The organism is Shewanella avicenniae, from assembly GCF_017354945.1.
Taxonomy (GTDB): domain Bacteria; phylum Pseudomonadota; class Gammaproteobacteria; order Enterobacterales; family Shewanellaceae; genus Shewanella; species Shewanella avicenniae.
This window is the reverse complement of the sequence record NZ_CP071503.1, coordinates 1,520,035-1,542,492: the sequence shown is the minus strand read 5'-3', so window position 1 is coordinate 1,542,492 and position 22,458 is coordinate 1,520,035. Positions and strand designations below refer to the sequence as shown.

Annotated in this window: 21 protein-coding genes and 1 other RNA gene; 7 read left to right on the top strand and 15 right to left on the bottom strand. The window is 45.9% G+C overall.

Annotated features, from left to right (window positions below; genetic code table 11):
• Positions 1-107: 107 nt before the first annotated feature.
• From JYB87_RS06825 to JYB87_RS06790, 8 genes are all read right to left on the bottom strand, one after another.
• Entirely contained in the window at positions 108-1,343 is a 1,236-nt protein-coding gene (locus JYB87_RS06825; protein ID WP_207356125.1) for a tetratricopeptide repeat protein, read from the bottom strand.
• Positions 1,344-1,353: 10 nt separating this feature from the next.
• Positions 1,354-1,968 carry an energy transducer TonB gene (locus JYB87_RS06820; protein WP_207356124.1) on the bottom strand — a complete coding sequence of 205 codons (615 nt, stop codon included), beginning with the start codon at positions 1,966-1,968 and terminating at the stop codon, positions 1,354-1,356.
• A 2-nt stretch (positions 1,969-1,970) separates the two neighbouring features.
• Positions 1,971-2,375: an ExbD/TolR family protein gene (locus tag JYB87_RS06815; RefSeq protein WP_207356123.1), complete on the bottom strand. Its 405-nt coding sequence runs from the start codon at positions 2,373-2,375 to the stop codon at positions 1,971-1,973.
• A 13-nt stretch (positions 2,376-2,388) separates the two neighbouring features.
• The gene (locus tag JYB87_RS06810) at positions 2,389-2,916 is read right to left on the bottom strand and encodes a MotA/TolQ/ExbB proton channel family protein (RefSeq protein WP_207356122.1); all 528 of its coding nucleotides are present in this window, start codon (positions 2,914-2,916) and stop codon (positions 2,389-2,391) included.
• The gene (locus JYB87_RS06805; protein WP_207356121.1) at positions 2,916-4,271 is read right to left on the bottom strand and encodes a MotA/TolQ/ExbB proton channel family protein; all 1,356 of its coding nucleotides are present in this window, start codon (positions 4,269-4,271) and stop codon (positions 2,916-2,918) included. Before JYB87_RS06805 ends, JYB87_RS06810 begins: the two co-directional genes overlap by 1 nt.
• Positions 4,271-5,053 carry a DUF3450 domain-containing protein gene (locus tag JYB87_RS06800; protein WP_207356120.1) on the bottom strand — a complete coding sequence of 261 codons (783 nt, stop codon included), beginning with the start codon at positions 5,051-5,053 and terminating at the stop codon, positions 4,271-4,273. The genes JYB87_RS06805 and JYB87_RS06800 overlap by 1 nt, the downstream gene beginning before the upstream one ends.
• Positions 5,054-5,475: 422 nt before the next feature.
• Complete coding sequence (locus tag JYB87_RS06795) at positions 5,476-8,319, bottom strand: TonB-dependent receptor domain-containing protein (protein WP_207356119.1); 2,844 nt, start codon at positions 8,317-8,319, stop codon at positions 5,476-5,478.
• A 436-nt stretch (positions 8,320-8,755) separates the two neighbouring features.
• A complete protein-coding gene (locus tag JYB87_RS06790) occupies positions 8,756-11,134 on the bottom strand; it encodes a DNA polymerase II (RefSeq protein WP_207356118.1) in 2,379 nt (792 codons plus the stop codon).
• Positions 11,135-11,221: 87 nt separating this feature from the next.
• Here JYB87_RS06790 and dinG point away from each other — a divergent pair, with 87 nt between their 5' ends.
• The 6 genes from dinG to JYB87_RS06760 are packed head-to-tail and all read left to right on the top strand — an operon-like array spanning position 11,222 to position 16,632.
• Complete coding sequence (gene dinG, locus JYB87_RS06785; RefSeq protein WP_207356117.1) at positions 11,222-13,294, top strand: ATP-dependent DNA helicase DinG; 2,073 nt, start codon at positions 11,222-11,224, stop codon at positions 13,292-13,294.
• Positions 13,295-13,306: 12 nt separating this feature from the next.
• On the top strand, positions 13,307-14,077 hold the full coding sequence (locus JYB87_RS06780; RefSeq protein WP_207356116.1) for a sulfite exporter TauE/SafE family protein: 771 nt from the start codon (positions 13,307-13,309) through the stop codon (positions 14,075-14,077).
• Positions 14,074-14,730 (top strand): primosomal replication protein, encoded by a 657-nt coding sequence (locus JYB87_RS06775; protein ID WP_207356115.1) that lies wholly within the window; start codon positions 14,074-14,076, stop codon positions 14,728-14,730. The genes JYB87_RS06780 and JYB87_RS06775 overlap by 4 nt, the downstream gene beginning before the upstream one ends.
• A gap of 16 nt (positions 14,731-14,746) precedes the next feature.
• A complete protein-coding gene (locus JYB87_RS06770; RefSeq protein WP_207356114.1) occupies positions 14,747-15,433 on the top strand; it encodes a DUF2057 domain-containing protein in 687 nt (228 codons plus the stop codon).
• Positions 15,434-15,436: 3 nt separating this feature from the next.
• A complete protein-coding gene (locus JYB87_RS06765; RefSeq protein ID WP_228729963.1) occupies positions 15,437-16,345 on the top strand; it encodes a histone deacetylase family protein in 909 nt (302 codons plus the stop codon).
• A gap of 14 nt (positions 16,346-16,359) precedes the next feature.
• Positions 16,360-16,632 (top strand): late competence development ComFB family protein, encoded by a 273-nt coding sequence (locus JYB87_RS06760; RefSeq protein WP_207356113.1) that lies wholly within the window; start codon positions 16,360-16,362, stop codon positions 16,630-16,632.
• A 30-nt stretch (positions 16,633-16,662) separates the two neighbouring features.
• Here the strand turns inward: JYB87_RS06760 and ffs are convergent.
• The 7 genes from ffs to pspA form a co-directional block, all read right to left on the bottom strand.
• Positions 16,663-16,759, bottom strand: an RNA gene (gene ffs / locus JYB87_RS06755) — signal recognition particle sRNA small type.
• A gap of 163 nt (positions 16,760-16,922) precedes the next feature.
• Positions 16,923-17,246: a ComEA family DNA-binding protein gene (locus JYB87_RS06750; protein ID WP_228729962.1), complete on the bottom strand. Its 324-nt coding sequence runs from the start codon at positions 17,244-17,246 to the stop codon at positions 16,923-16,925.
• Between the two features lie 103 nt (positions 17,247-17,349).
• Positions 17,350-18,402, bottom strand: a complete 1,053-nt coding sequence (locus tag JYB87_RS06745; protein WP_207356111.1) for a TIGR01620 family protein — start codon at positions 18,400-18,402, stop codon at positions 17,350-17,352.
• Positions 18,399-19,832, bottom strand: a complete 1,434-nt coding sequence (locus JYB87_RS06740; RefSeq protein ID WP_207356110.1) for a YcjX family GTP-binding protein — start codon at positions 19,830-19,832, stop codon at positions 18,399-18,401. The genes JYB87_RS06745 and JYB87_RS06740 overlap by 4 nt, the downstream gene beginning before the upstream one ends.
• Positions 19,833-19,872: 40 nt before the next feature.
• Entirely contained in the window at positions 19,873-20,256 is a 384-nt protein-coding gene (gene pspC, locus JYB87_RS06735; protein ID WP_207356109.1) for an envelope stress response membrane protein PspC, read from the bottom strand.
• Positions 20,246-20,482 carry an envelope stress response membrane protein PspB gene (pspB, locus tag JYB87_RS06730; RefSeq protein ID WP_207356108.1) on the bottom strand — a complete coding sequence of 79 codons (237 nt, stop codon included), beginning with the start codon at positions 20,480-20,482 and terminating at the stop codon, positions 20,246-20,248. The genes pspC and pspB overlap by 11 nt, the downstream gene beginning before the upstream one ends.
• 20 nt (positions 20,483-20,502) lie before the next feature.
• Complete coding sequence (pspA, locus tag JYB87_RS06725; RefSeq protein WP_207356107.1) at positions 20,503-21,183, bottom strand: phage shock protein PspA; 681 nt, start codon at positions 21,181-21,183, stop codon at positions 20,503-20,505.
• Positions 21,184-21,360: 177 nt separating this feature from the next.
• Here pspA and pspF point away from each other — a divergent pair, with 177 nt between their 5' ends.
• Positions 21,361-22,443: a phage shock protein operon transcriptional activator gene (pspF, locus tag JYB87_RS06720; protein WP_207356106.1), complete on the top strand. Its 1,083-nt coding sequence runs from the start codon at positions 21,361-21,363 to the stop codon at positions 22,441-22,443.
• The last annotated feature ends 15 nt before the right edge of the window (positions 22,444-22,458 follow it).

The following is a 22,458-nucleotide window of genomic DNA, read 5'->3' as shown; positions in this document are numbered from 1 at the left end:
AAGGATGTTTTACAAGCAGAGCTGAGTATCAAAGTGTTAGATCACTTAATGGCGTAAAAAAGGCATAAAAAAAGCCCCTTTTACAGGGGCTTTTTCGAGACTAACGCTTAGATAGAGACATTGTGCAGCTTAGCTTTGTCCTTAATATAGGACATATAGCTTTTCGCTGTTTTAGCAGTCTTACTATCGTTAGATGCTAACTGAGCGTACTTATAAGCAGACTTGTAGTTTTTCAAGTTCAAATAAGCCAACGCCAATTCAAACTGGGCTTCGCCTGGGTTATCGATTCCAGCCTCTAGAGCTTTCTCAAGAACACCAACCGCAGCTGAGTATTTTTGATCCAAAGACAGTAAACGTCCTTGTTTCAAATACAGCTTACCACCACCACTTTTTGCTAATTCCGCAGCTTGGCCATAAGCCGCTGCCGCTTGAGTCAGATCTTTTGCTTGATGATAAAGCCCGGCCAAAATAGAAAAGTTCTTTTCATCTTTCGGCACTACACCCGCTTTAATGTTCTTTTCTAATAAAACCGCACCACGGTGTGGATTACCTTTAGAACCTAACAACTGTGACAAACGCACAAAGTTGTCAGCAGATTCTAAAAACTCACCTTGATATGCAATTTCATAGGTATCAAGCGCTTTGTCATAGTCTTCAATCAACAGATAAAGCTGAGCTAACTGAACCCAAAGACGCTTGTCTTCTGGGAACAGCGGCACCATTACTTCCAGAACACCAACAGCTTCCTTGTACTTTTTCATACTGAACAAAGCTTGGAATTTCAGTTGGTACAAGCCTTTATCTGGCTTATCTGAAAGTTTAATACCTTCGTTAACCGTTTTTAACGCATCTTCCCATTGCTTCAACTCGGTGTAAGCAATAGCGATACGACGGTAAACGGTAGCGTCAGTTTTACAGCTGAAATCCATCCATTTACGGTAGTAGCTGATCGCTTCTTTGTACTTTTTCTCTTGCAGCAACAAGTCTGCATACAGACGAAGAGTAGAAGCGTGGTCAACACCACCGAGGACGTCAGCATCAACAGCCGTCTTCAGGTATTTGATGGACTTGTCCATCTGGCCTTTTTCTGCGTAGAAGTTACCCAACATACGTGCAACATAAGCGACGTCAAAATCGCCTTTTGGAGAAGCTTCTAGCAAAACACTAATCGCTTCATCAATGTTGCCGGCTTGATACGCTTCAAACGACTTTTGAACCTTACGACCAGTGCTTTCGCCAACTGCTTTCGATTGACGAGCATCGATTGGACACTTGTCAGCTGCTAACGCACTACCGGTAAAGGCTAGCAGCATAGTAGCTGCAAGGATCGAAACCTTACGCATGCTTTTCCCCTTAACCTTTGTTCAGTTTAAAGTCGAGTTGAACGGTCAAACCAGGTTGTTTAACAGCCTTACCGTCGACAACTTTTGGCTTGTATTTCCATTTACGCAGCGCACGAATCGCTTCGCGGTCGAAAATACGCTTTGGTTCTGCGTTAATAACTTGAACGTCATCAACACCACCAATTTCGTTAATTGTAAAGCTCAGTTGAACCCAACCTTCCTTACCGTCACGAGCCGCAGCCATAGGGTACTGAGGTTCGATACGCACGATTGGTGTTGCGTCACCATCGCGAGTCATCATATTGCCCAGTTTAAACCCAGTGCTAGGACCACCTGCAGCAACAGAACCCATGGAGAAGTTCATGCTCATGTCCATGTTGCTACTGCTGTCAGGCGGAGTCTCTTCTAACTGAGGAGGCTCTTGTGGTGGTGGAGGCGGCTTAGGAGGATCCCTAGGTTTCTCTTGGGCCTTACTGTCCTGCCTATCCATTGTGATCTCGATAGTCGGCGTATCGGCACCGGTGTCGGCGCGTTGTGCGCCGCCACCAACCAATGTTGCCATAAACCAAAACAGACCAAATGTCACAGCAGCACCAATAATGATAGATACTAGTGCTCTTAACATAATTAGTCTTTCCCCGCCGATACCGAAATTTTATCCACACCAGCTGACTTAACTTGGTCCATCACTTTCACAACTAAGCCGTGTTGAGCTTCTTTGTCAGCCTGGATCAATACTGCAGCTTCCGGTGCTTCAGCCAACATACGTTCAACGTTTGCTGAAACACGTTCAATATCAACCTGACGGTTTTCCATCATAATGACGCCAGTTTTGCTCACGCCAATAAAGATGTTTGCCGATGGTTTTGAAGTTGCTTGAGAAGCTTTTGGCTTGTTGTAGTCAAGGCCAGATGGCTTCACAAACGATGTAGTCACGATGAAGAAGATCAGCATGATGAACACGATGTCCAACATCGGAGTCATATCTACCTGTGCTTCTTCATCTACATTTGAATGCTTTTTACGTGCCATGTTCAATCTCTCTTTAATGCTGAGGCAATTTATCTTTCAGGCGTTCTAAGCGGATTTTCATTTTCGAATCCAGACGTGTGCTAAAGAACACACCTGAAAGCGCCGCAACCATACCAGCCAAAGTTGGCATCGTTGCTAATGAAATACCAGCAGCCATCAAACGGGCATTACTAGTACCCTGAGTTGCCATCACATCGAACACTGAAATCATCCCTGTTACCGTACCTAGCAGACCGATCATCGGACAGATAGCTACTAAAGTTTTGATAATCAGCATACGTGCATTCATATCTTGCTTCGCTCGGGAAACCCAAGCTTCACGGATGCGCTGAGCGTACCAAGAGTGTCTTTCTTCTCTTGCCATCCATGTAGCAACGATAGCTTTATGCGCTTTTGGTACAATCCAAGTCACGTACCAATAGCGTTCCAGCATCATCACCCACATGAGGAACAGCACCACTGCTACCAACCAGAGGACGTCGCCCCCGGTGGCCATGAAGCCCCTGACGGCATCCCAAATGTCCATCAGGTATAGCATCATTAGTCAGCCCTCTTCTCAGCGTGTTCCGCAATAATACCAGCACTTTGTTCTTCAAGAATTTGAACAACTGACTTACTACGAGCAACAACAACGGCGTGAACCAGCATCAGCGGCAACGCAGCAACCAGACCTTGAACGGTCGTTACCAGTGCCATAGAGATACCACCCGCCATCAATTTTGGATCACCAGTACCGAACAACTGGATACTTTGGAAGGTTGCGATCATACCGGTTACGGTACCAAGCAGACCCATCATAGGAGCAATTGCAGCCAATACTTTGATGATTGAAATACGAGCTTCCAGCGCTGGAGTTTCTTTCAGAATCGCTTCGTCCAGTTTCAGTTCCAGAGTGTCAACGTCAACGTCTTTGTTAGCAGTGTAAACTTTCAGGATACGACCCAGTGGGTTGTTGCCTGGATTCTCAACGTTTTTAGCTTGAGATTTAACTTTCATGCCAACCAGAGTCAGACTCAGCAGACGCTCAACAGCAATCAACAGACCGAAGATCAACAGAGCGATGATGATATAACCGATGATACCACCCGCTTCGATACGCTCCATCATGCTTGCTTTCTGAGTGAAGATGTTCAGCAAAGTACCACGAGCTGGGTCGATATAAACCGCTGTAGTACCTGAAGTTGCTTTTTCAAATTCACCAGCTGCGCTCACGATGTGGCTGTCTGGTTGTTGAGACAGTTCTTGGATGATACCCAAGTCTGGCTTCCATACAACGTACTTACCGTCTGCGATCAAGTTGAACGCACCGATACGAGTCACTGTAGTTGATTCAACGTTACCGTCGATATCAGTCACAGAAGCGTTGAATTTAACAACTTTACCGCCTTGAGTGATTTCGAACAGTTCTTCTTCCCAGAATTGTTCCAATTCTTCAATTTTTGGCAGTTGCTTACGAGCACCCAGTTCAGTGATGAATTTGTCACGGCCTGGGAATTGCGCGCTTACGTTTGAGTTGATCAGTTTGCCAGCGAAATCACCAGCTTCACCTTTAACCACACCGAACATTTCACCCAAGTCACCTTGAGCGGTTTTCAGATCAGCTTCTAACTGAGCGATCTTGTGTTCGTTATCGATAAACGCTTGGTTCAAGTCTTTACCGCGCTTAGTTTCTGCAGCAAGAGCATCTTTCTCTTTCTTCAGCAACGCAGCTTTATCACCACGTTCAGCTTGGAATTCAGCTTCGCGTTTAGAGTTAACTTTACCTTGGTTTGCGCGTTCTACTTTGATCTGTTGAAGTAACTGATCAATGGTCTTTGGTGCTGTTTCCGCGTGAGCGATTCCAGCAGTCAAAGTGAAACTAGCAGCGATCAATGCTGAGGTGATTAACTTCTTCATTATTGTGCAGCCTCCGCAGCTGGAACAGGTAATGCGAACAGATCCATTGCCCCTTGTTTACGAGCAATGCGAATGCCTTTGGTGATGTCACGCAGATAGCTATCGTCCAGAGAATCCCAAGCTTTGGTTTCTGGGTTAAACATCCAGGCTTTCTTCTGATCCAAGCTTTGTGCATATAGAGACACGCGGCCTAAGCGGAAGTAGTCAACCAGTACTTCTTTACCATCGAGGTTCAGCTTACCAGTTTCAACGTCAACGAAGTTACCGTAGTCACGCTCGATTGCGTATGCATCCAGAATCAAACGGAACTTTTCTGCCAAAGTAACTTCAGCAGTGTTCAGTACGTTTTTCAGGTTTTCTACGCGAGCTTTACGGTCTTCAGCACGGAAAGGAAGATCTAACGCTACGAATTTTTCGAGGTTTTCAACCATTTTGAACATCAATGGCACAACACCTTGACGCAGACGATCTACGCCATTGATGTCATCTTGGATGCCTTTCATGGTTTTTTCTTGGTCTGCGACCAACGTTGCCAAATAGTCATTATAGCCTTTCAAAGATTCTCTTTGATCTGCTACAGATGAGTATTCAAACAACATGTCTTGTGCTTGATCGAAATATTTATCGATTTTCGCTTGAGACTGTGCTGCATCACCGTGCAATTGACGTGCTGCTGCTTGAGCATCAGTCAATGGCTCAGCAACAACGAAGTTGCTACTGGCAAGTGCCAGCGCGCCAACAAGCGCAGAAGCGATTTTTGTTCTATTGCTTACCTTGGACATAGTTCCCAACCAATTTGAAGTGAATAAACAATTCAACTTAGCCAATGTAGTCAACTTACAAGATTGACTTACATTTCTAAGTACATCTTTCTGTTGTGATTGTTAGATTTTTCTTCCCTTTTCTATACCTACTAGAGGCATAGACCCGCCTGAATCATTTCATAAAAGCCCGAGTTGTGTCAACACGGAATCAGGGGAAAAACGAGCCGAAAATGACTCATAAAGAGGTAAATTTCTAAAAGTGAAAGTTTTACTCTTATCCACTTCAGAATTTACTCTTTAAAACGGTGCCAACAAAGTAACCGCAAAGCATCTTCCATCATAAATAGCCTTATAATTCAATAAATAAAAAGGCCACTCTCTCGAGTGGCCTTTCCGATTAACTACTTATTCTAGTTAAGTGTTCCGTTGCCTAATCTAAATTAGAACTTCAGACCAACACTCATAAACATGAAACGACCTAGTGAGTCATAGAAACCAGCTACGGTGTTAGCGTTTGTAGATAATGTACCACCAACCATTGGAGGTTCTTTATCGAAAATGTTGTTAACACCAGCAGTTACAGTCAGGTAGTCGTTCACAGCATAGTTACCGGACAAGTCAAAGAAGCTATATGAAGAAATACCATCCGCAGTCAGTACGTCTACACTACCTTCATAATCAACCTTGCCGTAGTAGCGCCATTTCAACGCTACGCTGTAATCTTCTGCAATATACTCTGCATTTAAAGTATGACGCCACTTAGGAGATGCAAAGCATGCTGAGCTGATTTTACCAGAGCAGTCATATGCCAGTTCACTGTCACCTAAGATTGGTTCAATTTCTTTCTTCATGCTGTAGAAGCCGTTCAAAGAAAGTGCCAAGGTACCATTGAAGATGTCGTATTTATAACCACTGTTGATGTCGACACCTTCCCAAGTACGACCACCGATGTTAGCTAATGCATTATTAACATAACCTTCTTGGCCTAACCACAGGCTACCAGATGGGCTACGAACAACGTTATCACAGAAAGTCGCATCGCCAGTTAACGCACAGTTTTCCAGAATTGTTGAAGCACCGATAGTATCAATAACTTTTTCCATTTCGATGCGGAAATAGTCAACAGACACGTGGAAGGTATCGAATGGGTTGGCAACGACACCTACTGTGTAAGTTTTTGCTTCTTCTGGCTCCAGCTCTGTGTTACCACCAGACATCTCATTGTATTGGTTAGCTGGAGAGTCAGTGATGTTACCGTATTGACTTGCGGACACACCGGTACGAGCACATTGTTCTGCACTCAGAATTTCGCCTGCTGCGCCACCACATGGGTCATCACCATCCCACAGTCCTAAACCGTTGCTTGAGAACAATTCACTCACATTAGGTGCACGTACAGCTTTTGCATAGCTCGCACGGAATTTATATGCATCAGCAACTGTGTAATCAGCACCTACCGAGTACGTGAAATCGGTTCCGGTGGTTGAGAAGTCTGACAGACGACCTGCTAAGTTAACGTTCAAGGTATCAAGAACAGGTACAGCGAATTCCGCAAATACTTCGTTTACGTTAATTTCACCTGACAAGTTTTCAGTTGGACCACCTTGTCCCAGCAACAGACCTTCAGAATAGATGGTGTCAGCAGTTCTTTCGTAGTCTAATTCACGACGTTCCAAACCGAACACTGCACCGATTGTATTGGTTGTGGTTGGTAAACCGAAATCAAACTCACCTGACACAAAACCGTTGTAGATAGCTTGCTTAACAATACCGTTCAGAGTACCAACACCAGTCAGTTGGTCAGCTTGTTCAGCCGTAACACCACCAACTTCAAATACGTTGTAGTACAAACAACCATCTTCTTCAACGCACTCAGTACCCACAGCACCTACACGATCAGGAATCTGAGTGGCCAACAGGTCGTTGATGTAGATAGAGCTAGACGTTGTTGCCGAATAGTTGTAGCTAATGTCATAGCTCCAAGAATCGTTCAGATCACCTTCAACACCGGTCAGAATACGATAAGAAGTGTGTTCCAAGTTATCAGAACGAGGACCACCTTCTACGTTACGCTTACCAATGTACATTACGAATTGGTCATCAGGAGTTTGACCGAAGTATTCTTGTAATTGTGCTTTTTGAGCATCATTCATCAATGGATTGTTGTAATCCATTAACAGCTCGTTGTTGAAGAAAGTACCTGACTCAGCAATTTGACCCGCGGTGCGGTTGTGCATGAATGAAACTTCCATGTAAGGACGGAAATAATCATTCACTTCGTAGTTAACGAATGCACCAGCAGAAAAACGCTCGTTAGGACGCATGAAATGGTTTACAGGCGCATAGTTGTAACGATAGCCATCATCTTCAACAAACCCTGGGCCATTAGGATCTAAGTGTCCCCAGTATTCCTGAGTAAAATCGACTTCACCGTCTACAACAGGGAAAATATCAAAGTAAGGGATAGGTGCAGTAGACGAACCACCACAAGCTGTACCGCCTGAGTTCAAGGCACATGAAGAGTAGTCACGAGTACCTTGTTTCAGTTCATCGTTACGACGCCACACGGCGTACACAGTCGCATGACCTTTGTCTTCAGCAAAATTGCCACCCATAGTAAGGTCGATTGAATAAGCCTTACCATCTACACCACTAGAACCTTCTGGATAATCATAACCACGATTATCCATCAATCCTTGGATATACTTATTGTCATTGTTATGTTGATAACCTGATGCACCAGCATTTAATTGAAAACCTTCGAAATCGTCATTCATAACGAAGTTAACAACACCGGCTACAGCGTCAGCACCATATACCGCTGCGGCACCACCAGTCAGCACTTCAACGCGCTTAATCAATGATGCAGGGATTTGGTTTACGTCAGCAGATTGGGAATAAATACTACCCGCTTGCATACGACGACCATTGATCAACACCAACGTACGGTTTGAACCCAAGCCACGTAAGTCGAGTGTCGCAGTACCTGTTGCGCCGTTTGCCAAGAATGAGTTTTCTGCGGCTTCAATTTGAGGTAATTGGTTCAGAATATCTTCAACGCGATCATAACCTGACTGTTTGATTTGGGTCGCGTCCATCACCATCACAGGGCTGGAAGTTTCGACGTCAGTACGCTTAATACGCGAACCGGTAACTTCAATACGTTCAACTTTCGCAGTATCAGCTTCTTCTGCTCTTACAACCGTCGAAAATGATGCGGCAAAAACACCACCAACTATCGCTAAACTTACAGCATTAGCCAGTGCATTTTTTTTAACTATCATGCTAATTCTCCCTTGACTTATAATTTTGCGCATCGTTGAGTGTGCGCTTTGAATTCCAACAACTTTTGTAACAAATGAACTCTGGCTGTGAAATTTAAGGAGAATAAGACCACAATAGAAACATTTTATCAACAACAAGCACCTATCGATAACACGCAGACAAAATAAACTATCAATCACCAAATTAGATAAATATTGATTAAATAGCAAAATAAATGAATAAAAACTGAGAAAACACTTATAAAAGGTCGGTACTTGTGAAACAATATTTAAATACATGAGTCAGTTCAAAATTTTTAATTGCATATTTATCGAACAACCCAAATGTTAACGTTTGTAACTATTGTCTGCACATCATTAATTGCTTAATTAAAACACTCCTATTTGACCGATTATTTGAGCTGCACCAGATGAAATATCTGCCTAAACCCCGCATTCAAATCTTCAATGCAAGCTGATCACTGATTAGTTCATCAAACTCTATCCCCAGTACGTTCAGCACTGGCTCGGCGATAGGCCGCAACTGTTTATCGATGTAGTAATGGTAATCAGGGCTAAGATTTGGCGCTTCGATCGGCATGGCGCCGGTGTTGGTCATCACATAGCGGATCTGTGTGCCCTTGCGGCTTTTCCTGGGGTCATGTGTGAGTTCAACGAGACGCTGGGCAGCCTTTACGTGAGGAATCGATTTAGACTGGTAGCCTGCAATATCTCGTCTCAACCGTTTGGTGAAGACTAATTCGTTGTCGAACTTTCCTTGCTGGATGGCTTGTATCTGCTGTTGTAGATAAACGCTGACATCTTCGTGATTAAATAACCGACGATAGAGTTCATATTGCACACGCTTCGCTAGCGGGCTCCAGTCGCTCCGAACTTGCTCCATTCCCTTGAAAATCAGTTGATCTTGGCCGTCTTCACCTTGCTTCATTCCCACGTAGCGCTTTTTGGAACCTTCATCAGAGCCGCGTAACGTGGGCATTAGAAACTGGCTAAAATGGTTATCGAATTCCAGTTCAAGAAACGAAGGCAATTGGTACTGCTCTTGGATGAATTGCTGCCACAACTGATTTATTTCCGCGGCAAGCTGACGGCCGAATGCCGGAATATCGTAGATGTTGTGGTCTTCACCTAACCAAATGAACGTCGAGTCAGTATCACCGTAAATCACCGTAAACCCTTTTGCTTCAATCCATTGTTTGGTTTGCTGCATGATTTGATGGCCTCGCATGGTGATGGAACTGGCGAGCCTTGCATCGTGAAATACACAACCTTTGGAGCCTAATACCCCATATAGCGAATTCATGATGATTTTAATCGCTTGCGACAATGCTCCGTTTTTCTGCTGTTTCGCCTCTTCTCTCGCGTTAGCCAATTTGCCAACAAGCTCAGGCAAAATATGGCCTTTACGATGAAATTTCGCGCCTAGAAAACCTTCGACTGAGTCTTCATTGGTTGCAGTTAACCCCGTGACAAGTCCAAGTGGATCGACTAAAAAAGTGCGAATAATTGACGGGTATAGGCTCTTAAAATCGAGTACCAAAATATCCTTGTATAATCCCGGAATGGAGTCCATGACATAACCACCGGGGCTTTCTATTCCATCACTCACGGGGGACGACGGCGCAACAAACCCAGCACGGTGAAGATGCGGTAGATAGAGATTATTAAATGCCGCGATCGATGCGCCTACCCGGCCAAATTCCAAACCAGTTAGTTGCGCCCGCGCCATGGCAAAAGCTAACAAATCCGTTTTTTCAAAAATATCCCACACTAAGCGGCAATCGGTGAGGTTGTAATGCGCTAACGACAGTTTATCATCAGCAAATAAACGGTTAATTTCAGCCACCTTTTGCTGCGCATGGGAAACTATCGTTTTCCCCTCCCCCAACAAAGCATTAGCGACAAAATCCAACGAAAAGCTATCGAATTGATAAAATGCGGCCTTGAGCCAATCAATCCCATCGAGGACAACCCTTCCGGGGAGCACTAACGTTTCGGGTCGATAGGTGCCATCGATGAGCCAGTCAAGACTTGACGCCGCACGTCCAAAGCGTGCGGCAATGCCTAAAGCGTTGCATCTTCTCGTCAACAAGGCCAAATCAAAGCCTATCACCGACCAACCAATAATGACGTCTGGGTCCCAGTGTTGAAACCAAGCCATCAACGCTGTCAACAACTCCGGTTCGTCTTGGCACCACACAATATCTTGCGTTGTCGGCTGGGGCTCACCCACCATAAACACCCGTTGTACAGCCTCGCGGTTATCGGTTGTCGCGCCATACGCGGCTGCAGAGTAAAGCTGGCCATCGGCTGCACACTCCAAATCGAGCGATACCATTTTGAGCGCAATATCGGCTAGGGTTGTTGCTCTTGCTCGGGTTGCAACAAAGGTGGGAAGCGGAGTGCCATTATCCGACGTGAAGTAACCATAAAATTCCGCGTCAAACGCGATAAATCGCTCAATTAAAAAGCGTTGTTGCGGTTTGATTTCGGCTTCATGAACTGCGATATTTTTGTCTCTCGCACTGGCCAGTAATGCTCGAGTTGTTGCAGGACTAGGTGAATAGACCGCTGCGACAGGCGTGCCATCAAAGCTTTTAAGCGGAACATTTCGATAATTTACGCCATGATGCCCCGCCAGCAGCTGCGCGGCGTGATGTTCACTCACAAAAAACGGCTGGTTAGCATCGGCAACTTCAACCAATACTGGGCCACGTGCGGTATTCAGATAATACTGCAATACGTTACGCTTATTTTGCTGGTGCCAATGTCGCGTCAGTATGCGTCCGCTTATCGTTTGGTATTCTACAGTCAAGTTATCGTTCCAATAGTCCGAATTATCGGTTATCAGTCAGCGTAATTACTGTTAATATATACAGGAATTTTTAAAGGAAAGCACTGAATGCTTGCAGCTCACGTCAAAACGCAAATTCGCGAAATCTACAAGCAGATTGCCACCGCGCTCCCTAATTTTCGTTCACGTCGAGAACAAAACTACATGGTGGCGGAGATTTCCAAGACTCTGGCAGGTGAATACGATAAACATCGAAAAATTATCGTCATAGAGGCAGGCACGGGTATTGGTAAGTCGTTGGCCTACATTCTCGGCACGATTCCACTTGCCATGGCCAGCAATAAAAAAGTGTGTATTTCGACCGCAACCGTCGCGCTGCAAGAGCAACTTTTACATAAAGACCTGCCCTTTTTTCTTCAACATAGTGGTATCGATTTTAAATTTGGCTTAGTGAAAGGTCGTCAACGCTATGCCTGTATCGCCAAACTAGAGATGATGCTGGGTGATAACAGTGGCGATCAGTTGGCCATGTGGCAGACCAAACCCGATCAAAGCCAAGTGCAACAGTTTCAGCAAATGCTCAACGATTATCGTCAAGGGCGTTGGAATGGTGAATTAGACTCACTGAAACTCCCGATTGCTGATCATCTGTGGCAACAAATTGCATCAGATAAACACTCCTGCCACAAGCAGCTAGCTGGACATAGCCAATGCCCATTCCATAAAGCACGGGAAGATATGGATGAATGGGATGTCCTGATTGCCAACCACAGTTTGTTGTTGGCCGATCTAGAACTGGGTGGCGGCGTAATTTTGCCTGCGCCAGAAGATTTATTTTATGTCATCGATGAAGCCCATCATCTCCCGATTGTCGCCAGAGATTTTTCAAGTGCACAGGGCACCTTGCGCGGCGCGGGCGATTGGCTCGATAAGCTGCAGAAGACCACTGCCAAGCTGCAGACCCAAATAAAAAGTAACTACATCATTGCTCCTGCACAAGCGATGCTAGACCGTACAGAAGAGTTATCTTCACTATTGCAAAAAGTGGCACATTTTTGCGATAGCCAACCGAAATTTTTTGCCAATGAAGAAGGCCGCTGGCGTTTTGTGAATGGCAAACTGCCTGATGCATTGGCGATTCTTTCGGGCAACTTAGCCACCGCAGCTAATGAGGCTTTAAAGCAGTTCAATAAAATGCAGATGCTGTTATCTGAAAGCATTAAAGATGGCGAACTGCCAAAACATCAAGCTGACGCACTGGTATCTGAGTGTGGCTTTATGCTGCAACGGCTCGAGAACATGCAAAAGCTGTGGAAGATGATGGCGAAGGAGGATAATCCGAAAGGTGCGCCTACCGCTCGCTGGTTTGAACGGATTAACGGCAAACAGCAAGATTATTTATGCAGTGCATCGCCGATTGAAGTTGGCTTTATGCTGGAGCACCTGTTGTGGGAAAAAGCCGGTGGTGTGGTGCTATGCAGTGCCACATTGAGAGCCCTTAATAGTTTTGACCACTTTGCCTATCAGGTTGGTTTATCACCGCGTGATGGCAGTCGCTACCTCGCCTTACAGTCTCCATTTGATTTTGAAAATAACGCCACCCTGTATTTGCCGAAGATGGCCACGGAACCCGCTGAAGACGCGTATACCGATGAACTGGCAAAGCAAATAAGACAACTTGTTGACGGTGAAACCGCCACGCTGGTGCTATTCGCGTCTTATTGGCAGATGGAGAAAGTCGCGCAATTATTGGAAGGGAAACTGCCAGTAACGCCATTACTGCAAGGCTCATCACCGCGGCAAACATTGCTTGAAGCCCACAAGGCACGTTGTGATGCAGGCCAACCTAGTATTATCTTTGGCACTGGCAGTTTTTCAGAAGGGCTTGATTTACCAGGCGAATACCTGACCAATTTGATCGTCACTAAGCTGCCATTTGCGGTGCCAACGTCACCGGTTGAACAAGCACATTCCGAATACATCAAGCTCAAAGGTGGCAACCCATTTTTGCAATTGACCATTCCGGATGCCTCAAGAAAGCTGATCCAGAGTTGTGGTCGCCTCTTGCGTAAAGAAGAAGATTATGGCCGAATTACCATCCTTGATCGGCGATTAGTGAGCAAACGTTACGGTAAATCACTGCTTGATGCGCTGCCGCCTTTCCGCCGTGTGATTGAATAAAATAGGCCTTGAGTGGAAATTCTTTCTTCAACAATTAATTGGTTCCTTCTCATCGGCGCAGGCGTGTTCGCTGGTTTTATTGATGCCATAGTCGGCGGGGGTGGTCTGTTGTCGATCCCCGCATTATTGAGCGTGGGCATGCCAGCACATCTATCATTGGGCACCAACAAGCTCGCCTCTTCCATGAGTTCCTCGACCGCAGCGTATACCTACTACAAAAAGCATCTGCTTGATCCACGGTTATGGAAAACCTGCTTTATTGCCACTGCAGTGGGCGCGATTTTTGGCAGTATGCTGGTGTATCTGGTGGATGGTGATTTGCTCGAAAAAATCCTGCCCATCATTGTGATTTTAGTGGCGATTTACAGTTTAATATTCAAAAAAGTACTCCACGGCGAATTTCATCCCCCCAAATATCAACCCCGCAAAAAACGGCAGATTGCGCAAGGACTGTTACTCGGTGGCTACGATGGTTTTGCAGGCCCAGGGATAGGCTCAATGTGGATTGTCACCAGCCGCGTCTTTTATAAACTGTCTTTTTTACAAAGCTGTGCGTTATCGCGGGCAATGACCTTTGTCAGTAATTTAGTGGCACTGGCCATTTTCTTTTATCACGGCAAAGTTGATATTAGCGTAGGCTTGTTGCTTGGCGCATCAATGATGTTGGGCTCTTACATTGGCGCCCACTCCGCGATTCGCTTTGGCCTACCCTTTATCAGGCCGCTGTTTATCACTATCGTTATCGCAATTGCCATTCACCTTAGTTGGAACGCTTGGGTATGAATACAGCGCAACTCCTTCAAAAACTTAGGCAGCAGTTGAAGCAGTTAGAACAAGAGGTTCTGCAACACGATAACGCTCAGTCTGCGAAAGATTTGCGGCTGTTAGAACATTTGGAACGTTTTGAGCAAACACTGTTTCATCAAAGTGGCGGCAAATTGCATCCTTGTATAATCCAGTTAGAGTCCAGTATCCAACAGCTTGAAAGGCAGTTAGCGGCTGGCATATCACCGTTAGTGTTACAAGCTAGTTGTGAACGCATCGCCGACCGCTTTGTCGCATTGAAACGGGCAATTGCCACCACCGCAATCGATTTAAAAGCGCAACAGCAAAATAAAAACAGTAAGAAAGTGGTATATGAGCGTAAACTACAGCAGCGCCATCAGGAGTCAGGTTTTGAGTGGATTGCCGCAGGGGTGATGCGCAATAGCCACCAGCTCTACGAGGAGCTAAACAAGCATCTTAACTGGGAGAAGAAAATCCAATTTAAGATTGAGCAATTGCAAGCTCAGCTTGACATCTGTCACATTACTGAAAAAATTGCTATTCAGAATGACCTGCTTGCCATGCATAAGCGTTTGGGGAAATGCAGACAAGCAATTAATTATATTGAAGATCGTATTCAATTATTCGAGCGTCCAAATAAACATTCCTAATTGTTAAGGAGCAACGATGAAACCTTTAATGACCGTTTCAGCCCTGTTTGCGCTGATTTGTTCATCCTCAGCATTCGCCGCGAATTTTAAAATTCCTATGTCATTTGAATACCTCGCGTTGGACGGCACTCAGATTGAAACTAACCACTTCACTCACAAAGCGGAAATCACCTTAAGCGGTGGCACACACAAGCTGGCTATCCGCTATAACGATGTCTATGACGACCCACTTTCTGAAAGCCCTAACTTTGTCAAATCATCACCATTTATCATTACCATTAATGTTGATGAATCGGCTAATTATGAATTAGCGCCTGCACAAAAAATCATCGACTCACCGGCATTCGCTAAGTCACCTAAAATTGTGATTAGCCAACAAAACGGCGCGGCAGTGGATTACTCGGTCCAACAAACCGATATCCAAGAAAGTTCATTTATTGGCAAACTGTTTAACGGCGGCTCAAAAGGTCCAGATGTGGACACAGTTGCGGCAGCAGTTACTGCGGGGAAACCTATTCCACAACCGCTCGCCGCTCAACCTACCGCTGTTGAAGCCATGACAGCAGCACCTGTTGCTACTACTGCACAGCCTTCAGCAACAACACAACCCACTCAAGCCGAACAAATGCTGCAATATTGGTGGCAACAAGCGGATGAAAAAACCCGCAAAGAGTTTATGAGTTGGGCGATTAAACAACTATAAGTTGTGACAATTCCGGTTATCTATCACGCCAGCTATTCACAGCTGGCGTTACCGCCTCAGCATCGCTTTCCGATACAAAAATACCGCATGCTGTTTGATTGGCTGCAACAGAGTCAATTTGGTAAGCATTGTGCTTTGCACATACCGAACGCCATCGATATTGACCTCATCAAGCAAGTCCATAACGCGGCATATGTTGATGGTTTTATTAACGGCACGCTGGATGAAAAACGCCTAAAACGCATTGGCTTTCCATGGTCTAACGCCTTGGTTGAAAGGACATTACACTCTGTTGCGGGCACACTCCTTGGCGCAGAATTAGCGTTACAGCATGGCATCGCCATTCAAATCAGTGGCGGTTACCATCATGCACACGCCGACTTTGGCAGTGGTTTCTGTATCTTCAACGATTTAGTGATTGCAGCTCGGCAACTCATCCTCAACAATAGCGCCCGTAAGATCCTCATTTTTGATTGCGATGTTCACCAAGGCGATGGTACGGCAACCCTCACCGCTGAGCGAGAGGACATCATCAGTTGCTCGTTGCATTGCGACAAAAATTTCCCTGCGAGAAAAGCCCATTCTCATCACGATTTAACCTTTGCAAAAGGTACAGCTGATGCAGAATATCTTAAGCTTATCGCAGACATATTGCCGTTATTACTGAATACTTATCAGCCAGATTTACTCATGTTTGATGCTGGCGTTGATGTGCATCAAGGCGACGAATTAGGGCTAATTAATCTTTCTGATCACGGACTATTACAACGCGAACAATTAGTGCTTGGTATAGCAAAACGTGCAGAGATTCCAATTGTTTGCGTTGCTGGCGGCGGATATTGCCGCGACACGCTACACTTGGTAAATAGACACAGCCAATTGTATATCGCGGCAACAGAGTTGTTCTGTTAACAGGAGAATAGGGAATGCAGCTGGATATCCGTAATTACTACGAAGTGATGTTAGTAGAAATCATGTCTGAAGAGGGATTGCTTGACGAACTTCCGGAAGATTATGTGGCAGACTTAGCATGTGTCACGCTAAACCAACTACCGGTACGTTACGTACACCACTTAGTTGATACCTATTTTTATTTTGATCTGAATGAACAACAAGCCGTGCGCAATGAAATTTACGAAGCACTCGAAAAAGCACGAGCATTCTTAAAAAGTCGCTTAACTGCAAACCAAGATGATTAAACTGATGGGAACTTCTCGAGATTGGAGGTTCCCCCAGAGCCACACCCCGGCACATGAGTCACTTGCTACGGTTGCTCCCTTCCGGGCCTGGCCGGGTTCACAAGCTATCATTGCGGGGGGACCCTGGGGTCACCATTGAATTTGCTAAAGGCGCCAACCTCTAACAACGGCGTGGATTATCTATTAAGCCGCTTGGCGGATCAAGGTTAAAGTGTTATTCCATCGTCAACTGTGCACAACATAAACAAAAAGTCCGCCGAGGCGGACTTTTATCCTAAACGGCAACAGCTCTAAAGCGATAAAATTGCCGCGTTTTTCTCAATGAGCTTTTTGCCTATGCCTTTCACATTAGCCAACTGCTCAATCGATTCAAACTTACCGTGAGTCTCTCGATATTCAATTATCGCTTCCGCTTTGGCTTTACCCACTCCCTTAATCAGCTGTAACTCAGCGACCGACGCTGTGTTAATGCTTATGGTCTGCAGTTCTTGGGGGGCTGACGCGGCGGGTGCAACTTCCGCTGCTGGAGTTGGCGCTTCATTCGCCAATAAAGAGTACGAAACAGGGGTAAACACTAACGCAGCAGCAAACAATCCTAATTTGGCAATTTTCATCGTGGTTTCTCCATTAAATTCCATGTCTATGTGCGGGTCGGCACTCCGTTATCCCTGACCCGCTCAAAAAGTGTAGACAAGCACTTAATAAATTACCAAACGCTTAATCGTGAATTGTTGTTTTCTCTTGCTCTGGTGTTTTTGCACTGCCCATGCGGCTTCTGAGCTCAGACAACAGTTCCATATGTAACTTGGTCAAACTGGGCGCATTTTTAAGCGTGAATTTCATCGGCCGACACAAGCGCATCGCTTGTAACCCCAGCCTTGCTGTCAGTAGTCCACCACCTAAGCCTTGAGCCAAACGTGTCGACAGTTTGCCAGTCATCTCCATTGATAACATTTGACTGCCAAAATCCGTCATTAACTCGGTCGTTCCGGCGTACACAATGTTCCAGAAGATACCGCGGATTAACCGAATTCGGCTCCAATAGCCAAGTTCAATACCATAACAGGCCGCAATTTCATTGATCATCGCTTGGTTGCGCCATAGCACCAGCGCCATATCCAGCAATGCAAACGGACTTACCGCCAAAATCAGCGATGATTGCAACGCATACTTACGCACGATTGCCCGCGCAGCAGCATCTCGTTCGCTAAGGACGATAGTTTCGAACAAACGCAGCTGTTCCGCATCGTTTTGGTCAGGGTTCAGACTTTGTTTAAGCGCATGAATGCTTGTCGACGCATGATGTGGAAGTCTGACTAAAATGCGCTCAATAAACTTAGCAGACTCGCCCATCTGCACACTGTCTCGTAACCGCTCAGCAACCAGTTGCCCGTCATCATTTCGCTTCAGCTGCCGCAGATAACGCCATTCTTTCGCAACTAACGCCAGCATCCAGCAGACTAAGATCGTGGTAATAACACTATAAAGCCCAAATAACCAAGGGCTTTGTTGCCAGGCATTGACTAAAGTCAGTAACAGCTGAGTCACAATACCAACGGCCAACGCAATTAACGCAAGCCGAGTTAACCCAGACAAGCGCCTTGGCTTTAATGCTTGTTGCGGCAACTGTTCCACTTGTTCAGTAAACGCAGAGTTTGGCTGTGCTAACTCCTGCCATTCAATAATATCTGCCTGTTCAAAAACTTTACGCTGTTGCAGTTTTGGCGCGTCGGTTGCGTTAGGGGATTGTTGAGATCTGCTCTGACTCACGACAGCTTATCTCCTAGTAAGAATTCCAATAGGTGATCTAATCGAATATGATCAAACGGCTGATCCACAGGCATGAGCGGTGGTGCGAAGTTAACGAACTGAAACCCTTGCTGCTGCCAAAATTGATCATCCGGCAACTGAGTGGGCACCTCACCGGGAAATAAGGTCAGCGTTGGCCTATCGTCAGAAAGTTCGGTACCGCTGACCACAGAGACTTCACCCAAAACGCGATCTTTTACCACGCCGTATCGCGTCGTTTTAATCGCACTCACGGCCATGGCTTCTACTTGGCAACCACTTTCATCAGCGTGTTGCCACCCCGGTTGTAAGAGGTGCTTGAGTAGCGATAACGCATTGCCTTGCTGTTCACGGGTAATTTGATCGACTTTACTGACAGCAAATACCAAACGATCAATTTTGGGAGAAAACAACCGCTGCCAAAAGCCCCCTTTGCCAAAACGGAAACTCTGATTCAAAGCGTTAAGCGCATTGGCCATATCTTCAAACTGGGCGCGCCCACGGTTTAACGCGCCTAACACATCCACCAGCACCAATTGCCGATCAAAGTCTTCAAAATAACGTTGATAGAATGGCTTTACCACTTGCTTAACATATGCTCGATAACGCTTCTCTAAACTGCTCACCAAGGGCGATGCCACGGTTTGTCCTTGATGATCCAGCCAAAATCCTCGTGGCAACGGGAAAAACGCCAACAAAGGTGTCCCTTGCAGATCTCCAGGCAACAGCATTCTGCCAGGTTGCGCCAGATAAAAACCCTGTTGATGGACTAACTCTTCTAAAACCAATCGATAACTATCCGCGACCGCAGCGAGCGTTTCGTCGGCTGGCTCAACCTTGGCATCTAATGTTTTCAAGTTGGCAATAAAACTTGCGTAAGCTGAGGTGTGGCTTAAAGGGCTGTCAGGCGCAAGTAGTTGCTCACTCCACTCATAAAAGCTTTGGCGCAACATCGGCAAATCCAGCAGCCATTCACCGGGGTAGTCCACAATATCAAGGTGCAAGGTAGCTTTATCGGTGAGCGTTGCCAGCAATCCGGCTTTCGGCTGGTACTCAATCGCCAGTCTGAGTTCACTAATATTGGTGGTCGATTTTGGCCAAGTGGGCAGTTCCGCACGTAAAGCTTGCATCGCGGCATCGTAGCCAAAACTGGCAATATTCAGATCGGGCTGTCTTGCTCGCTGCGCGCCATAAAAGCGCTGTTCCATGCACACCGAAAATAGTGGCAAACCACCATAGGGGGGTTGGGTTGCTGCGGTTAATAACTTTTCTACCAAAGAGGTGATAAATGCGGTTTTACCAGCGCCGGATAACCCCGTGACCGCCAAGCGAAGGTGGCGATCGGTTGTCCTGTAGCCAATATCCTTGGCCTTTTGTTCGAGTTGATGCCAACGTTGCTTAAAGTCTGCCATAACTCTCCAGAAAAAAGGGGCAGCAGAGCTGCCCTTGGGATTAGAGATTATTGATTTGCCGTTTTAGCTCATATTGATCTGAGGTGACATAGGTTTCAATGGCTCTAAGTCTGCTTTCTAGCGTATGAAACTTTGCACTCACATCCTGTAGCGCTTGTTTTGCAGGTTCCCCCGCTTGCCATACTTTTTTCTTGACTGCTAAGTCCGATGTGTCGTTTGTCGCATTGAGCGGCTTCTCGTCCAGAATCATCCACAACGCGATATACGCCACGAACACCACACCAGAACCGCCCAGCAAGAATATCGATACAACGGCAACCCGTACTAACCAGGTTTCAAGATTAAAGTATTCTGCAATCCCAGCACATACCCCAGCGACCTTGCCAGCACGGCGATTGCGATACAGTGTACGTTTATCGTTCATGGCGTTGTCTCCACTCTGGCGACTCAGCATCTAAGATTGACTCGAGGGTGCTAATTCGCTGAGTCATTTTATCTGCTTTATCGACTAGCTCATTGAGCAGACTGAACTCTTCTTCGGTTAACCCCTGACTTACCTGACGCTTACTGCGATAGTGCAAGACTAACCAGATCGGCGCGACAATCACCATAAATAGAATGATCGGCACCATTAAGATTTCAAAGTCCATACTTCCCTCCCCGACGTCAATTAGTTAGCAGCGCTGTCTGTGCCTTTGATTTTTGCTTTCAAGGCCGCCAGTTCGTCACTTACAGCGTCGTCCGCTTTTAACGCAGCAAACTCATCATCCAATTTGTTTTTCTTGCTGCCTAACTCATAGGCTTCGACTTCAGCTTCTATGTTTTCGATGCGACGCTCATATTGCTCAAACTTCATCATCGCAGTGTCAATTTTGCTTGAGTCCAACTGCTTCTTCACTTCTAACCGAGAAGTCGCTGTCTGCTTGCGCATGATGATGCTCTTTTGACGAGCGCGGGCATCTGCCAATTTTTCTTGCAGTTGCACCACTTCATCTTTTAGGCGAGCAATATGTTCATCAACCACATCCAGCTCTTTTGTCAGCGTGTCGACAGTTGCAGAAATTTTCTGCTTTTCAATCAACGCCGCTTTGGCAAGATCTTCGCGGTCTTTGGTCAAAGCTAATTCCGCTTTGGCCTGCCAGTCAGCCACTTGCTCTTCCAGCTTACCAATCCGACGGAGCAGATCTTTCTTTTCTGCTAACACTTTGGCAGAGGTTGAACGAACTTCCACCAAGGTGTCTTCCATTTCCTGAATAATCAGGCGCACCATTTTTTCTGGATCTTCTGCCTTGTCGAGCAAAGCACTGATGTTGGAGTTAATGATGTCGGCAAAACGTGTAAAAATTCCCATAATCCTGTCCTCAAAATTTCTGTAGAACGCATCAACGATAATACAGATACTGTGCCAACTTTTTATTTGTTATCACATTCAATAAGTTACACAAAAAATAACTTTTTCTTTATTTATTGTTTACAGCCACATATTATGGATTTCACCACTTATTAGCGATAAAGACCAACAGAAATCGTGACTAAGACTAACCAACAGGAAAACCTCATTGGGCAATCTAACGCGTTTTTAGAGGTGCTCGAGCACGTTTCTCAAGTCGCACCGCTGTCTAAACCGGTACTGATTATTGGTGAACGTGGCACAGGTAAAGAGCTTATCGCTGAACGTTTGCATTTTCTATCCCAGCGTTGGGATCAAAGTTTTATCAAACTGAACTGTGCCTCACTGAGCGAAAGCTTGTTAGAAAGCGAGCTGTTTGGCCATGAGTCAGGTGCGTTTACCGGCGCACGCAATCGTCACGAAGGCCGATTTGAGCGCGCCGATGGTGGCACGTTATTTCTTGATGAATTAGCCAACACCTCAGGACTGATTCAAGAAAAATTACTGCGGGTCATCGAGTATGGTGAATATGAACGGGTTGGTGGCAGTAAAACCTTGCATGCAGACGTGCGCTTGATTTGTGCGGCCAACGAAGATCTACCGTCACTGGCTGATGCGGGTGAGTTTCGGGCAGATTTGCTCGACCGTCTCGCGTTTGATGTGATTACCCTGCCCCCCTTAAGATACCGTCGTGAAGATATTTTACCGCTCGCAGAGTATTTTGCCGTGAGTATGGCGCGCCAACTGAAGATGGAGCTATTTACTGGCTTTAGCCGTACCGCGCAAGAAATTCTGCTAGAACACCGTTGGCCCGGCAACATTCGCGAACTTAAAAATGCGGTAGAACGCAGTGTCTATCGCCATGGCGACGAACCCGAACAAATCGAAAATATCATTCTTGATCCCTTCGATTCGCCATTTCGGCCGCGTTCACGAGTGAAAACAAAAGAACGGCAAGTGGCCACCGAACCCCATGCTGGCGTCCCCGCAACCGTTGAAAACAGTGTGGAACTCGGCAGCGTTTCATCGGGTGCGCATCAGCAAGTACCGCAGTTTCCGTTGGACTTCAAACAGGAAACTGAATCATATGAAGTGCATCTAATTCAAACCGCGTTGGCGGAAAGTCAGTTTAATCAGAAGAAAACTGCTGAGCTGCTTGGGTTGAGTTATCACCAATTGCGCGGAATCTTAAAGAAATACAATTTGCTGGACAAAAATTGAGGGAATTGCCGAGGC

What these genes read in the sequence shown, in the direction of transcription:
- JYB87_RS06825 (WP_207356125.1), bottom strand. Translation starts at nt 1,343, where the DNA reads ATGCGTAAGGTTTCGATCCTTGCAGCTACTATGCTGCTAGCCTTTACC.
- JYB87_RS06820 (WP_207356124.1), bottom strand. Translation starts at nt 1,968, where the DNA reads ATGTTAAGAGCACTAGTATCTATCATTATTGGTGCTGCTGTGACATTT.
- JYB87_RS06815 (WP_207356123.1), bottom strand. Translation starts at nt 2,375, where the DNA reads ATGGCACGTAAAAAGCATTCAAATGTAGATGAAGAAGCACAGGTAGAT.
- JYB87_RS06810 (WP_207356122.1), bottom strand. Translation starts at nt 2,916, where the DNA reads ATGATGCTATACCTGATGGACATTTGGGATGCCGTCAGGGGCTTCATG.
- JYB87_RS06805 (WP_207356121.1), bottom strand. Translation starts at nt 4,271, where the DNA reads ATGAAGAAGTTAATCACCTCAGCATTGATCGCTGCTAGTTTCACTTTG.
- JYB87_RS06800 (WP_207356120.1), bottom strand. Translation starts at nt 5,053, where the DNA reads ATGTCCAAGGTAAGCAATAGAACAAAAATCGCTTCTGCGCTTGTTGGC.
- JYB87_RS06795 (WP_207356119.1), bottom strand. Translation starts at nt 8,319, where the DNA reads ATGATAGTTAAAAAAAATGCACTGGCTAATGCTGTAAGTTTAGCGATA.
- dinG (WP_207356117.1), top strand. Translation starts at nt 11,222, where the DNA reads ATGCTTGCAGCTCACGTCAAAACGCAAATTCGCGAAATCTACAAGCAG.
- JYB87_RS06775 (WP_207356115.1), top strand. Translation starts at nt 14,074, where the DNA reads ATGAATACAGCGCAACTCCTTCAAAAACTTAGGCAGCAGTTGAAGCAG.
- JYB87_RS06770 (WP_207356114.1), top strand. Translation starts at nt 14,747, where the DNA reads ATGAAACCTTTAATGACCGTTTCAGCCCTGTTTGCGCTGATTTGTTCA.
- JYB87_RS06760 (WP_207356113.1), top strand. Translation starts at nt 16,360, where the DNA reads ATGCAGCTGGATATCCGTAATTACTACGAAGTGATGTTAGTAGAAATC.
- JYB87_RS06750 (WP_228729962.1), bottom strand. Translation starts at nt 17,246, where the DNA reads ATGAAAATTGCCAAATTAGGATTGTTTGCTGCTGCGTTAGTGTTTACC.
- JYB87_RS06740 (WP_207356110.1), bottom strand. Translation starts at nt 19,832, where the DNA reads ATGGCAGACTTTAAGCAACGTTGGCATCAACTCGAACAAAAGGCCAAG.
- pspC (WP_207356109.1), bottom strand. Translation starts at nt 20,256, where the DNA reads ATGAACGATAAACGTACACTGTATCGCAATCGCCGTGCTGGCAAGGTC.
- pspB (WP_207356108.1), bottom strand. Translation starts at nt 20,482, where the DNA reads ATGGACTTTGAAATCTTAATGGTGCCGATCATTCTATTTATGGTGATT.
- pspA (WP_207356107.1), bottom strand. Translation starts at nt 21,183, where the DNA reads ATGGGAATTTTTACACGTTTTGCCGACATCATTAACTCCAACATCAGT.